This window comes from Glutamicibacter nicotianae (assembly GCF_002797775.1).
Classification (GTDB): domain Bacteria; phylum Actinomycetota; class Actinomycetes; order Actinomycetales; family Micrococcaceae; genus Glutamicibacter; species Glutamicibacter nicotianae.
This window is the reverse complement of the sequence record NZ_PGEY01000001.1, coordinates 3,373,624-3,387,210: the sequence shown is the minus strand read 5'-3', so window position 1 is coordinate 3,387,210 and position 13,587 is coordinate 3,373,624. Positions and strand designations below refer to the sequence as shown.

Genomic DNA, 13,587 nt, shown 5'->3' with positions numbered 1-13,587 from the left:
TGCGGCTCCTAGTGGGTTGGCAGCAGCGCGGCGGCAACCTCGGCCTGGCACAGGTCGAAGGTACCGATGACCGGGGTGGCCAGCTGCGACTGGGCTTCCTTCGCGGCCAGCGGGGAGGCGGTGAGCACTCCAGACACCGCGGCAACATCCAGGCCTGCTTCGCGCAGGATGCGTTCGCCGGCCAGTGCGCCCAGCGCGTCCTGGGCGCTGAACAGCACGCGGTCCACGTGCTCGGAGAAGACCGGGTCGAGCAGCAAGCGGGAGGTTTCGCCCTGGAACAGGCCGTCGGCGATCTCGATGACCACTGCGTCCGCGCCGGTGGCGCTCTGCTCGCGGATCATCGCCACCAGCAGGTCGCGGACGGTTTCGTAGTCCAGGCGGTAGGTGGTCGGGAAGCCGAAGTCGGTGAAGTCGCAGACGCTGAAGGCGCCGGCATCTGTGAACAGGTCCGGGTCGTTGCCTGCTCCGGTGCCGGTGGCCTTGCCTGCGGCAACTGCCATGCCGGAGTTGACCAGGCCGTTGACCAGGCATCCGAGCGTGGTGGACTTGCCGGAGTTCATCGAGGTGCCCAGCACCGCGATCACCGGCGGGCGCTGGGCGCCGGCCTGCGCCGGGCGCGGGGAATCGTCCTCGATGCCCAGCGGTGCGAAGTCCGCCAGGTTCACGACCTTGCCGTGGCGCATCAGCAGGCCGGTTGGCTGCAGCTGGGTCGCCATGTCGATCGAGGCGTGCTGCTCGATGACTTCGCTGGCGACGCCGCCGCCGGCCACCAGCTGGCAGGGGCCCAGGTTCTGCGGCACATGGGCAAGGAACTGGTCCGGTGCGTAGCGGTCGCCGTAGGCGACCATGATCTCCTGGCCGACGAACATCAGCTGGCGGCGGGAAACCGGGGACTGCAGGCGCGTGTGCTTGCCCAGCTCGGTGACGGTGGCAATCACGACGTCGCCGGCACGAGGCGCCATGTTCGCGCGGCGCACGACCTGGAAATCCTGGGGGTTGCGCTGCATCTCGGCTGCGACAAAGCGGGTGGTGTAGGCGGCGCGGATGGTGCGAGCACGCTGTGCATCGATCTGCTGCTGCACTTCATTGCGGGCTGCGGTGGTCTGCGTTGGAAGCGATTCTGCGATGATGGCCATTTGCCTGTTCCTCTTTCACTGTTTCCGGCCTGCGGTTTCCGTATGCCGGTGCTGGCTGTGCTGCCAACGATTCCTAGTGAAACGAGCAATAGTGAACTCAAAATGAACGGTTCATGAGACGACGAGGTGGATTCGATGAGAGGGTTATCATCTGCTTCTCATACATCCAGATCATCACTTATTTACATGCTGACTAGTGCGTTAGAAAAATCTTGATGAGACTTCCCTCATGCAGGCCGAGGCGCGGTGAAATGTGTGACGCGCGCATCACGGGCATCCAAATGCGAGTACGGGTGCGAAGTTTCCAGCACCGTGGTCCCCAGGGTCGGATAGTTCATCGCCAGCTCGTAGACGGCTTCTTCATCCGAGTCCATAGCGGCCAAGCGCAACGCCAATTCCTGCAGCACCGGCTGATGCCCGATCACCAGCAGGCAGCTGACCGTATCCGGGACCTCATTGATGATGGAGCACAGCTGGGAGACGCCCGCGGTGAAGATGCGCGAGTCGATGTAGGGGGTTGGACCCTTTTCACCAAGCTCGGACAGCACCCACGCGCAGGTGGCGCGCGCACGCAGCGCATCGGAGCAGATGATGTAGTCCGGGATCAGGCCATTCTCTACAAGCCAGGCTCCGGCGGCGGGAGCCTCGCGGTGGCCGCGGGCTGCCAGCGGCCGGTCGTGATCCGCGACGCCTAGCGGGTAGTCGGCCTTGGCGTGGCGCATCAGAATGAGCTTGCGGGAGTGAATGGTGTTCATTGTCCCAGCTTAAGACAGCAGTGGCGGGCAAACCGAACCCGGTTTGCCCGCCACTGCTGTGAGCAACTGCTAGATGGAGTATTCCGGAGCAGCCCAGACGACCACTTCTGGGTGCTCGTAGAAGCGGTAGCCCTGGCCGCGCACGGTTCGCACGGTGTTGGCCAGGCGTCCCAGCTTCGAACGCAGGCGACGGATATGCACGTCGATGGTGCGTTCATTGGGGACTTCTTCGGCGTTGCGCCACAGGTTTTCCAGCAGCTCTTCACGGCCTACGGTGCGGGTGCCGTTTTCCACGAGGAAGTTCAGCAGCTCGAATTCCTTGAAGGTCAGGTTCAGGGTTTCGCCATCCAGGTAGACTTCGCGGCGCGAGAGGTCAATCAGCACACCCGATGGGCGCGGGGTGGATGGGCGGGCTTCAGCGCGAGGCCGGCGGGAAATCGTCGGGTCGCCCAGTGCCTGGCGAACAACATCGATTGGCTCGCCCTGCGCACTGGTTGGTGCCAGCGCTACGGCGGCGTGGGTCTGTGCCTGCGGCGACAGGGTGGCCAGGAAGGCGCGCACCTGGGTGGCAAGCTTGCCCAGGGAGGTGCCCTGCGCCTGGGCTGCGGTTTCATCCAGGCCTACGTAGAGCACGAAGCCGCGTGCTGAGGTATCGGCGCTCGGCTGGCCGGTTGGCTGCACTGGAGCCTGAGCTGGCTGATGCGATGCATCACGAGTTTCATGAACATTGGAAACTGCGCGCAGTGGGCGATAGCCCGCTGGTGCATAGTTGCCAGAAGCTGCACGCTGGGCAGCTGCTGCGCGGTTCTGCGCATTGCGAATTGAAACGTGGACGTATCCGGAACCAGCCGACATAATCTTTTTTCCTCTTTTAGTGCGAAGGCCAAGTGGCTTGGCGCTCATGCTTCGGGTTTTGCTTGCGCTGTCCGCGGCCTTCGTCCACGTTCAGCAGTTGGGTTTCCCGTCAATAACACCCAGAATCCGGATTGCAAATCACTCGCAATTCGATCTGGATGCCAAGGACGCCGAGCATTCATTGAGAACAATCGCGGGCAATTCGAGGTGGTTATTCGAGGTGCCTTTGCTGTTCTGCGCCGTACTCACATCTCTAGTTTCCTCGTAACATTGGCAACTTGCAAGTAACAATGGGCACCCATGTCCACATAGTGAGACGAATGTTTCCAAACGTGATAGACACCACGTTAGGCATTTCTGGGCTACCTAAGCGCTTAACTAAACAATATGCTCAATCTATCAGTTGATCTTCGTCATTTTGCCTAGTTCACTCAGATGCCTGAATATCCATTCATCGCAACGGCTTGTCCACGCTTCAATCATTCGTCGTTCCTAGGGGTTGACCAAATTAACCACTATCGGTTCCGATTTTCTCCGCATAAAATCGACTTGCAGTCATAGCTCGCACACAGCAAAAACATATTCTCGGCCCATGGCAATAGGACAAGCTGATAAACATGAATGAATCTCGATTTTCACCTTCGCAATTGCCTCGGCTGACCCACCCTGACGGCACGGCAATCAAAGTTCTCGTGGTCGATGATGAACCTTCGCTGGCAGAATTGGTCGCCATGGGAACCCGCATGCTCGGCTGGGAAGCCACGATGGCCCACGATGGGCCGGAGGCCGTAGCAACCGCCCGCTCCTTGGCCCCTGACGTCCTGGTTCTCGACTGGATGCTGCCCGGATTCGACGGCCCGGAAGTGCTGCGCAAGGTGCGCACCCATTTCCCGGAGATCCCCGTTCTCTTCCTGACCGCCAAAGACGCGGTCGAGGATCGCATCGAAGGTCTGGGCGCCGGTGCAGACGACTATGTCGCCAAGCCTTTCAGCCTCGAAGAGGTCCTGATCCGGTTGCACCGTCTCGTGGAACGTTCAGGCGCGGCCACCGCTGATTCCGCTGAACTAGTGGTCGGCGACCTGGTGCTGAACATGGACTCGCACGATGTCTCGCGTGCAGGCCGCGAAATTTCGCTGACCGCCACCGAATTCGACTTGCTCAGCTACCTGATGAGCAATGCCCGCCGAGTGGTGTCCAAGTCGCAGATCCTGGACAACGTCTGGCACTACGATTTCGACGGGCAGGCGAACATCGTCGAGTTGTACATCTCGTACCTGCGCAAGAAGATCGATGTCGATGCCGAGCCGATGATCCATACCGTGCGTGGTGTCGGCTACGTGCTGAAGCCGGCTGCATGAGTTTCTTTTCCCCGAATACCAGGGTGAGCTCGCCGCACGCGCTGCAACGCAAGCTGTTGCTCATCCTGCTGATCTCGGTCACCGCAGTATCCGTATTGCTCGGCCTGCTCTATAACGCCGGCATGCGCCAGACGTTGATGGACCAGCTCAACAGCCAGTTGCGGCTGACCACCGAACGCGCGCTGAATTATTCACAGGGCGCGCCAGCGGTGAACTCCCGGTTGGATGCCCCGGGCCAGGCGGCCGGAACGCTGACCGCCCGTTTCGTCGACAAGTACGTCTTCAACGGCGGCGTGCTGGATGAACGCACCGGTGAGCTGAAGCAGCTGAGCCAGGAAGACGCCATCCCGATGGTGGATCTCGAACTGAGCACGCTGCGTGCCGGCGGGCAGTTCAAGCCGGTACGCGCCCATCTGACCGTGGGCGACTACTACCTGGTCGCCGTCAAGGACTCCGGCTCCAACGGCATCCTGATCGTCGGGTTGCCGTTGCACGGCACCGACCTGGCGCTGCGCGGCATGGCGTGGCTGACGTTGTTCATTGCCTTGATCCTGATCGCCGGTGCAGGCCTGGCCGGCTCGTGGCTCATCTCGCGTTCGCTGGCCTCGCTCAAGCGTGTGGCTGCAGTGGCGGGTTCGGTTGCCGCCGAAGATCTCGATTCGGGCAAAGTGGACCTGACCCAGCGCGTGCCGGCACGCGATGCAGTTCCAGGCACCGAGGTGGGCAATGTCGGTAATGCGCTGAATGCGATGATCAGCAACGTCGCCACCGCACTGACCGCCCGCGAGAAATCCCAGGCCCAGATGCGCCAGTTCGTCGCCGATGCCTCGCACGAGCTGCGCACGCCGCTCTCGGCGATCCGTGGCTACACCGAACTGCTCTCCGCTACCGAGCATTTCTCTCCTGACGGGCAGCGCTCGGTGGATCGGGTGCTGCAGCAAAGCAGCCGGATGAGCTCGCTGGTGGAGAATCTGCTGCTGCTGGCCCGTCTGGATGAAGAGAATGCTTTCAAGCGCAGCAAGATCGATTTGTGCTCGCTCACCGCGGATATCACCGAAGACTTCAAGCTCACCGCGAGCGACCACCATTGGGAGTTCGACTGCCAGGCCCCGCAGACCTTCGTCTACGGCGATTCGTCCTCGCTGCGCCGGGTGATTACCAATCTCCTGGCCAATGCACGCAAGCACACGACCGCCGGAAACACCGTCACCGTATCGGTGGACCGCGACGAGGACGCCGATGAAGCCGTCATCCGGGTGCACGACACCGGCGAAGGCATTGCCCCAGAATTCCTGCCCCGGGTATTCGAGCGTTTCACCCGAGCCGACAAGGCGCGTTCTGGCTCCGATGGCACCACCGGGCTGGGCCTGCCGATCGCCAAGAGCATCGTCGAAGCCCATGGCGGCAGCATTACGGTGGCGTCCACGCCGGGAGACACCGTCTTCGAGGTCCGCCTGCCGCTGGATGAACCCGAAACCGATGAAGAAACGCCGGAGGCTGCGGTGTAATCACCGCAGCCTCCGGGCGCATGGCTTAGCTGATGCTATGCAATCGGCGGGGTCACGCCATACAGGCGGTCGCCGGCATCGCCCAAGCCTGGGATGATGTAGGACTTCTCGTTCAGCTTCTGGTCCATCGCCGCCAGCACGATGTGCACGCGGTCGTCGCCACCGTGGATTTCCTTCAGGCGCTCGACACCTTCAGGAGCAGCGATCAGGCAGATGCAGGTGACGGATTCCGCGCCTCGCTCGAAAATGAACTTGATGGACTCAGCCAGTGTGCCACCGGTGGCCAGCATCGGATCCAGCACGAAGACCTGGCGACCGGTCAGGTCGTTTGGCACGCGGTCGGCGTAGGTGATGATGTCCAGGGTTTCCTCGTTGCGGGCCATGCCCAGGAAGCCGACTTCAGCCGTTGGAACCAGGCGGGTCATGCCTTCGAGCATGCCCAGGCCTGCACGCAGGATCGGGACAACCAGCGGGGTTGGCTTGGCAATCGAGGTGCCGGTGGTGGTGGCGACCGGGGTCTGCACCTCAACGTTTTCGGTTTTCACCTCGCGGGTGGCTTCATAAGCCAGCAGGGTGACCAGTTCGTCGGTCAGCTGGCGGAAAATCGAGGAGGGGGTGTTCTTATCACGAAGAACCGAAACCTTGTGTGCCACCAGTGGGTGGTCGACTACCTGTACGCGCATAAGTAGAAATCTATCAGCACCGCCTCGGCCAAATCGAGAGAAATCCTCGATTTCACGCTGTTAAAGGTCTTTGGTGTGCCCAAGGAAACAGCAAACTTCAGTGCAGTGGGCGGTGATCCACGCTCCCGGAGCCCGGCAGCCGTCGCAAAACACGTAAAGTGAAAGCACTATGGTGCACGATTTTGATGCTTGGATGGACCTCGCCTTGGCTGAAGCGCGCAAAGCGCTAGCCACCGATGACGTGCCCATCGGCGCCGTTATCCTCTCCCCCGAAGGCGAAGTGCTGGCCACCGGCCGCAATGAGCGCGAGGCGGTCAAGGACCCTACAGCGCATGCCGAGGTGGTCGCCATCCGCAATGCGGTCAAGGCACTGGAAGCCACAGGGCAAGACGATGGCTGGCGCCTATCGGACTGCACGCTGGTGGTGACCCTGGAACCCTGCGCCATGTGCGCCGGGGCCATAGTCCTCTCGCGCATCCCCAAGCTGGTCTTCGGGGCATGGGATGAAAAGGCCGGCGCGTGCGGCTCGGTCTTCGATATCGTCCGCGAACCGCGCCTGAACCATTGGGTCGAGGTGCATTCGCGGGTCAAGGAGGAAGAATGCGGTGACCTGCTGCGTGAATTCTTCCGGGGCAAGCGAAGCTAGAAACCGACATTGATGTGTTTCGGAACACTTCAAGCCAAAAACAGCGCTCTCGTTTTTGTTTTCACCTGATGTTCGTTATAGAGTTATCAGGTCTGGTGACGTGTCCGAGCGGCCGAAGGTGCAACACTCGAAATGTTGTGTACGGTAACCCCGTACCGTGGGTTCAAATCCCACCGTCACCGCCAGAAAAACCCCGGTAATCAGTGATTACCGGGGTTTTGCCTTGTCTAGCGCTAGTTCGCGAAGGTATCGGTGAGCTTGCCCTTGGCATCCCACAGCGCCAGGGAATCGCCGGCATTGTTCAAGATGCCCGGACCATCCACGTAGAAAGCTTCATCGCTGTTGGTGCCCGGACCCGAGTACACGCGCAGCTGCTCGTCTGGCTCTAGCTCGTATCCCTGGCCGATTTCCAGGATGTTGTTGGCGGCATCGCGAATGATGTAGCCGCTGACATCGATGGTGCGCTTGCCGGTGTTCTCCAGGATCACATGCTCGCCATTTTCCGGAGCGACGTCGTTTCCAGGCACGTCGTTGACCGCGTCGGCAATCACCACGCCGTTGTTGGCCGGGAAGTCCTTCTGGCCACCAATATGGCGGTTAACCTGTGTTGGGAAGTCGCCGGTGATCCGCTCGACACCCAAGGCCACGGCATCGTCGGCAGCTTCGGTGGCGTTGACCGTGTAGACGCCCAGGCCCAAGCCTGCGTCTTTCACGCGCTGGGCACCGGCGGCATCAAGCGTGCGGTAGTTGGTGCCGAAGGAATCAGCGTAGGTCGCGTAGTTTGCCAGTTCCGCGGCAGTTGGCACGGTTCCGGTCAGCTGCTGCAGAGGCACTTCCGGGGCCAGCTGCGCAAAAATCTGATTGGATGCTGCATCGAAGCTGAGTACTTCGATCTTGTTCGCATCTGCGAGCGCCTTCCACTCCGGATCCTCGGCCAACGCGTCCGCTACCAGCTTCTCCACGCCAGGGGACTTGGCTGGATCCTTGATTTCGATGAAGACACCAGTGCCACCGGTCAGCGCACCTGGGACCTCGTCGAAATGCGGAATCTTGGTTCCCTTGAACTCGTCCGAGAAGTAGGAACCGGCGTCGAGCTGCTGCAGTTCTTCCCAAGTGAATGACGTGATGGGATCATTGACGCGGTCAGGGAATACCTCTGCCACGTTCGTGGTGCGCGAAGGAGTCCCGTCATGGAAGATGAACGGCACCCCGTCCTTGGATAGTTGCACGTCGATCTCAATGAATTCGGCGCCGGAGTGGCTACCTGCCTTAATGGCTGGCAAGGTGTTCTCCGGGGCCACGCCTGCTGCTCCGCGGTGGCCGATGATCAGTGGATCGGAACCAGTCGGTTCAATCGGCGCGGCTCCGGCAGGAGCGGCCAGGGTGACGGCCAAAGCCAGGGTTGCTGTGCCGAGGGTGATTTTGCGCAGTTTCATGGAGCTCTTCCGTTGGTGTCATTGATGTACACCGGCCATGCTTCCGCGCGCTGGTGACAGCCGCGGCACACTGAGCTAAATCAGAGATTAACCTTTGCTACTCAATCCCATGCGAGCTGATCTGCGTTTCCAAGCTCGTTCCATTCAATTCAAGATAAATTTGCCCCTCGGTTACCGAAACGGGCATGGTGTTGCGGCGGGTCAGTGCCTGGGTGGCCGCATCGATGAATTTGGGGTCGAAAGAACGCACCATGATCTGTTCCGATTGGTGGATCGTCTTTCCGCGCCAGGAGGCCAGAAGCTTTGCAGGGTCACGATGCGTGTAGACGGCGGTACGCCCTGCCCGCTTACTTCCCGTATGCAGCCGCTGGGCATCAGGAGCACCCACTTCAATCCACGCGGTGATCAGGCCGGTCAGATCCTTGACCAAGATGGCAGGCTCTTCCCCGGTGGAAACGCCGCCGGCCGAGAAGGCGATGCCTTCCTCATATTCGAGGCAGTAGGCAAGCACCCGGGTAACCAAATAGGCATCGGTTTCCGAAGGGTGCTGCGCAGCCCGCAGCGAAAGATCCTCGTACACCCCGCGATCCACATCAGCAAGCTGGATTTCAAAGGTGTGCATAGTCGCGCCGATAGCCATAGTCATCGAGTTTACCGTGAATGCCAGTGGCTGATCGACGAGCAGCCACTTTGCTGGGCTTTGGGCTAAGCCGTTCCCCCCGGGTGCTCGTCAGCCCAGCGGTGGGCGCGCGAGACCAGCTGCTCGGACAAGCCAGCCAAATCTCCCTTGCCGCTGCCCATGGCCAGTCCGAGCAGGAAGGTGCTCAGCGGGGCTGCCGGCCGGGCGACCTCGTGGGCCACATGCTTGGCAACATCAAGCACGGTGGCGATATCCACTTCGCCGGAGTCCAACCCCAACTCCTTGGCGGCTGCTTCCAGCCAATCGTTCAATGCTTCTGGCGGCAGATGCTGTGCCATGGCGTCCTTTCCATTCTTGCGGGCACTTTCCAGCGCCTGCGGCGTATCTATGTCACTGCTGATTTCATCATCCACCGGCACCCGTGCCAACTGCAGCTGGTTCAAGGCCCGGCGCACCGGGGCATTGACCAGGTCCGCACCCAGCTGGGCACAGACCGCGGCCAATGCCGAGGTGCGATAGATTCCGGCCAGCCACTGGGTGTGGCCTTCAGCGTCTACCAGCAGCAGGCCGTCGGCTGCGCGTTGCCCGAAGCCACCGATTAATGCGCTGGCCACAGCGACCGGACGTTGCAGATCGCAGGCCAGAACCATGGTCCATTCTTCGTAGCCGCTGCCGGCAAGCTCGGCAAGCCCGGCGGCGATTCCCGCTAACGGACCGGCAAATGGCGGGTCTTCCCGGATGACAGCGTCAGCCTTGGTACCAGTGGATTCCGGGCCGACCACCACTACCCTTCGTGCGCCGGTTTTACGGGCTGCAGTAACCACGCGGTCAACCAGGCGCTGACCGTGCAGCTCAATTTCGGCTTTGCCTTCGCCACCGAGTCGGGTTCCCCTGCCGCCGGCCAGCACCAGGGCATTGAAGCCGGGAAGCTGTGCGGTGTTCATGGAATCAACCTCAGCACTTCGACCGCATCGCCAAGGTTGACCCGCTCGATGCCAGCCGGGACCAGCGCGTAGCCTTCGGCGGCGCCGAAGCCGCCCACCGAGTGGGAGATGCTGCTTGCCTGGACCGCCGGGGCGCACCGCAGTTGTTCCCCGTGCTCGAAGACTACCGGGATGACCTGCAGGCGTCCGACTGCGGCTTTCCATCCCACCGCGGCGATGGCGCGCAAGGTTGTGCGGAGCACCTCGCGGTGCCCTTGCATGGCCCGCAGGCACGGGCGTACGAACAGCTCGAAGCTTACGGCTGCGCTGACCGGGTTGCCCGGCAGGGCGAATACCATCGCGCCGGATTGCAAGCGTCCAGCGCATTGCGGCTGGCCGGGGCGGATCTTCACCCGGGCCGCCTGCACCCCAGGTTCGTCATCCAGCACCTGGCGCATCACGTCATAGGCGCCCGGGCCGACTCCCCCGGTGCTCAGGACGACATCATGGGTTGCTCCAAGCAAGTCCAGCTGTTCGCGGACTGCCGCGGTGTCATCCACGCAGTGCACCACCGTTGCCGCCTGGATCCCCGATTCGGCCAGCAGCCCTGCCATGAGCAGCGAGTTGGTTTCCGGGATCTGGCCGCGCGACAGCGCTGTCCCGGACTCAAGCAATTCCGCTCCGGTGATCAGCACCGCCACCTTGGGAGCGGTACGCACCGGCAAGGTGCTGGCACCGGCGGCCGCCAAGGCCGAAAGCCGGGCGGCGGTGAGCTGCTCACCGGCATAGGCCACCAAGTCTCCGGCGGCCTTGTCCTCGCCGCGGCGGCGCAAGTCCTTGCCCGGCTGCACCGGCACCTGGATCTGCACGGTAGAGACATCCCAGCCCTCTGATGCGGCTGACGTATCCTCGATGCGCACCACGGCGTCAGCATCCGTCGGGATCGGGGCACCGGTCATGATCTTCACGCACTGGCCCGGTTCCAGCTTCGGGTCCCAGCTGCTGCCGGCCGGCACTTCGCCAACGACGTCCAGGGAAACCGGCGCAACCGCGGTATCAGTCGAGCGCACCGCATAGCCGTCCATCGCCGAGTTGTCCCACAACGGCAACGGGTGCGTGGAGTGCACATCCTCGGCCAGCACCGCTCCGTGCAGTGCTGCGACCCCCCCAGCCACCTCGATCCGTTGCGCGGCCAACGGCACGACCTGCGACAGCAGGCGCGCACGGTGCACTTCAAGTTCCACTGGTTGGATGCCGGTACTCATGCTTGCTCTTCCTGGATGCTTCTCGGGTGCTGGGCCGGCAAGGTGGCCGCCACCGCGCGTACAAAGCGGTTGGCAGGTTCAGCGAAGACCTGCTGGACTGTTCCCTGCGCAATGATTCGTCCCCGTTCCAGCACCAGCAGGTCATCGGCGAGCGCCAGGGCATCGGCAGCCGAATGCGAGACAACAATGGCGCTGGTTCCGGTGCGTTCCAGCTCTTCGCGCACCAGCGCTCGCATGTCCATGGCGGCCTCGACATCCAGCGAAGCGAAGGGCTCGTCGATCAGCAGGATCTTGGGCTGGGCAGCCAAGGCCCTAGCCAGCGCGATGCGCTGGCGCTGGCCTCCGGAGAGGGCCTCGGGCCGGTGCGTGGCGATTTCCTCCAGACCCAGCCGGGCAATCCATTCGGCGGCCGCGGCCTTCGTTGCGGCCTTGTCCAGTCCCCCGGCCCGGGCGCCGAAGGCGATGTTCTTCAGCGCATCCAGGTGCGGGAACAGGTGCGGGTCCTGGCCCAGCAGGCCGACCTCGCGCAGGTGCGGCGGACGGTGCTGCTTCGCATCGGCCAGCACGGTGCCGGAGAGCTCGATGCGCCCGGAGGCAATCTTCTGGATCCCGGCGATGGCATGCACGATAGTGGACTTGCCCGATCCGCTGGGGCCCATCATCGCCAGTGTGCTGCCGGCGGGTACCTGGAACTCAACATCCACGTCGAATCCGGTGCGCGGCACGCGCAGCTCAACCTTCAAAGTCATTTCAACGCCCCCGGACGCCAAGCGCGCACCAGCAGCAGCACCACCACGGCGGTAGCCAGCAGCAAAAGCGAAAGCGCAACGGCAGAGTCGCGTCCGGTTCCGGCCCCGTTGAACGCGGTGTAGATGGCCAGCGGCATGGTCTGTGTGATGCCCGGCGCGTTGCCGGCGAACAGCGCGGTGGCCCCGAATTCGCCGATGGCCCGCGCGAAGCACAGGATCACCCCGGCCACCAGCCCCGGGGCGGCCAACGGCAAGGTGATACGGGAGAGCACCATCCAGCGTCCGGCGCCCAGGGTGGCGGCGGCTTGCTCGTAGCCGGCCCCGGCGGCACGCAGCGAGCCCTCCACGGAGAGCACCAGGAAAGGCAGTGCCACGAAACTCTGGGCGATGACCACCGCCGCGGTGGAGAAGGGCAGGGTGATCCCCCACAGGGAATCGATGAATTCGCCGATGGGGCTGGTGCGTCCGAAGAGGAAGAGCAAGGCGACGCCGCCAACCATCGGCGGCAGCACCAGCGGTACGGCGATCAGCGCGCGCAGCAGCTGAGCTATCCGGGCTGGGCTGCGGGCCATCAGCACCGCCAGCGGCACGCCAAGCAGCACGCACAGCACGGTGGCCGCCACCCCGGTGCGCAGGCTCAGCCACAGCGCCGAAAGGGCCTGGGGGCTGGTTGCATCGGCTACCAGCGTGGACCAGCTGGCCCGGGTGATCAGCGCCAGCAGCGGGAGCACCAGCAGCCCGACTCCCAGCAGGGCCGGCGCGATGGCGAAGCCGGGAACGCGTACCCCGGTATCGCTAGCCATTGGCCTGCTCGGCGCCGGTGCCGAAGCCGTGCTCGGCGAGGATCTGCTGGCCGCGCTCGCTGATCACGAAATCCATGAAGGCCTGCGCTCCGGGGTTCTCGCCGAGCGTGGCGATCGGATAGGTGTTCACGACGTCCTCGGCTCCTTCCGGGACAATCGATGCGACGTTCTCTTCGCTGAGCACATCGGTGGCGTAGACCAGTCCCGCATCCGCTTCGCCAGCGGCCACCTTCTGCAGCACTGCGGTGACGTTCTGTTCCTCGCTGGCCGGGGTCACCTGAACCCCTTGGTCCTGGAGCAGCTGGCGGGAGGCCGAGCCGCATGGCACCTGCTGCGCACACAGCACCGTGGTTGCCTGTGCCAGGTCATCGAGCGAATCTATATCCGCCGGATTGTCCTGCGGCACCGCGATCACCAGGGTGTTGCTGGCGAAGATCACCGGCTCGTGGCCGAACCCGGCCTCGGTCACCTCGGACATGTTGCGTTCATCGGCCGAGGCGAAGACGTCCACGTCGGCGCCTTCGAGGATCTGCGTGGCCAGGGTCGAGGAGCCGTCGTAGGAGATGCTGGAAATCTGCACTTCGGGGTGTTCTACGCTGAATTCTTCGGAGATCTGCTCGAAGGCGCTTTGCAGGGAGGCCGCCGCGGAGATGGTGATGGGTTCGGCTGCTGCATCCTCGCTTGGCGTGCTGTCCGAACAGCCTGCCAAAGCCAGCAGGGCCACCGCCAGTCCTGCAAGGGCTCGGAACCGTGGGGACGGGCGGTGCTGCATGGGTTCTCCTTGAAATCGGGGCTGGTGCCAATGCTACCGTCGTGCCTGCCGTGCCGAT

Annotated in this window: 14 protein-coding genes and 1 tRNA gene; 4 read left to right on the top strand and 11 right to left on the bottom strand. The window is 62.9% G+C overall.

Going from position 1 to position 13,587, the window contains the following annotated elements; translation table 11 throughout:
• Positions 1-8 precede the first annotated feature (8 nt).
• From ATK23_RS15810 to ATK23_RS15800, 3 genes are all read right to left on the bottom strand, one after another.
• Positions 9-1,136 (bottom strand): malic enzyme protein, encoded by a 1,128-nt coding sequence (locus tag ATK23_RS15810; protein ID WP_066144019.1) that lies wholly within the window; start codon positions 1,134-1,136, stop codon positions 9-11.
• A 227-nt stretch (positions 1,137-1,363) separates the two neighbouring features.
• Positions 1,364-1,891, bottom strand: coding sequence for a SixA phosphatase family protein (locus tag ATK23_RS15805; protein ID WP_066144017.1), 528 nt, complete (start codon positions 1,889-1,891; stop codon positions 1,364-1,366).
• A gap of 69 nt (positions 1,892-1,960) precedes the next feature.
• A complete protein-coding gene (locus ATK23_RS15800) occupies positions 1,961-2,746 on the bottom strand; it encodes a winged helix-turn-helix domain-containing protein (RefSeq protein WP_066144014.1) in 786 nt (261 codons plus the stop codon).
• A gap of 617 nt (positions 2,747-3,363) precedes the next feature.
• Between ATK23_RS15800 and ATK23_RS15795 the strand changes: the two genes are divergently transcribed.
• Both ATK23_RS15795 and ATK23_RS15790 read left to right on the top strand, forming a co-directional pair.
• The gene (locus tag ATK23_RS15795) at positions 3,364-4,104 is read left to right on the top strand and encodes a response regulator transcription factor (RefSeq protein ID WP_038992352.1); all 741 of its coding nucleotides are present in this window, start codon (positions 3,364-3,366) and stop codon (positions 4,102-4,104) included.
• Positions 4,101-5,612 (top strand): sensor histidine kinase, encoded by a 1,512-nt coding sequence (locus tag ATK23_RS15790; RefSeq protein WP_066144011.1) that lies wholly within the window; start codon positions 4,101-4,103, stop codon positions 5,610-5,612. Before ATK23_RS15795 ends, ATK23_RS15790 begins: the two co-directional genes overlap by 4 nt.
• Before the next feature lie 35 nt (positions 5,613-5,647).
• Here ATK23_RS15790 and upp read toward each other — a convergent pair whose 3' ends face one another.
• A complete protein-coding gene (gene upp, locus ATK23_RS15785) occupies positions 5,648-6,295 on the bottom strand; it encodes a uracil phosphoribosyltransferase (RefSeq protein WP_066144007.1) in 648 nt (215 codons plus the stop codon).
• Positions 6,296-6,464: 169 nt separating this feature from the next.
• Between upp and tadA the strand changes: the two genes are divergently transcribed.
• Both tadA and ATK23_RS15775 read left to right on the top strand, forming a co-directional pair.
• Entirely contained in the window at positions 6,465-6,941 is a 477-nt protein-coding gene (gene tadA, locus ATK23_RS15780) for a tRNA adenosine(34) deaminase TadA (RefSeq protein ID WP_066144005.1), read from the top strand.
• Positions 6,942-7,035: 94 nt separating this feature from the next.
• A tRNA-Ser gene (locus tag ATK23_RS15775) sits at positions 7,036-7,126 on the top strand.
• Between the two features lie 48 nt (positions 7,127-7,174).
• On the opposite strand, the gene ATK23_RS15770 is transcribed toward ATK23_RS15775, so the two are convergent.
• The 7 genes from ATK23_RS15770 to modA form a co-directional block, all read right to left on the bottom strand.
• Complete coding sequence (locus ATK23_RS15770; protein ID WP_066144001.1) at positions 7,175-8,377, bottom strand: glycerophosphodiester phosphodiesterase family protein; 1,203 nt, start codon at positions 8,375-8,377, stop codon at positions 7,175-7,177.
• A 97-nt stretch (positions 8,378-8,474) separates the two neighbouring features.
• Positions 8,475-9,017, bottom strand: coding sequence for a YaeQ family protein (locus tag ATK23_RS15765; RefSeq protein WP_066143999.1), 543 nt, complete (start codon positions 9,015-9,017; stop codon positions 8,475-8,477).
• Positions 9,018-9,082: 65 nt separating this feature from the next.
• Positions 9,083-9,961, bottom strand: coding sequence for an NTP transferase domain-containing protein (locus tag ATK23_RS15760; protein WP_066143997.1), 879 nt, complete (start codon positions 9,959-9,961; stop codon positions 9,083-9,085).
• Positions 9,958-11,205 carry a molybdopterin molybdotransferase MoeA gene (locus tag ATK23_RS15755; protein WP_066143994.1) on the bottom strand — a complete coding sequence of 416 codons (1,248 nt, stop codon included), beginning with the start codon at positions 11,203-11,205 and terminating at the stop codon, positions 9,958-9,960. Before ATK23_RS15755 ends, ATK23_RS15760 begins: the two co-directional genes overlap by 4 nt.
• Positions 11,202-11,954, bottom strand: coding sequence for an ATP-binding cassette domain-containing protein (locus tag ATK23_RS15750; protein WP_083515700.1), 753 nt, complete (start codon positions 11,952-11,954; stop codon positions 11,202-11,204). The genes ATK23_RS15755 and ATK23_RS15750 overlap by 4 nt, the downstream gene beginning before the upstream one ends.
• A complete protein-coding gene (locus ATK23_RS15745; protein WP_066143989.1) occupies positions 11,951-12,757 on the bottom strand; it encodes an ABC transporter permease in 807 nt (268 codons plus the stop codon). The genes ATK23_RS15750 and ATK23_RS15745 overlap by 4 nt, the downstream gene beginning before the upstream one ends.
• Positions 12,750-13,529 carry a molybdate ABC transporter substrate-binding protein gene (gene modA / locus ATK23_RS15740; RefSeq protein WP_066143986.1) on the bottom strand — a complete coding sequence of 260 codons (780 nt, stop codon included), beginning with the start codon at positions 13,527-13,529 and terminating at the stop codon, positions 12,750-12,752. The genes ATK23_RS15745 and modA overlap by 8 nt, the downstream gene beginning before the upstream one ends.
• Positions 13,530-13,587: the final 58 nt, after the last annotated feature.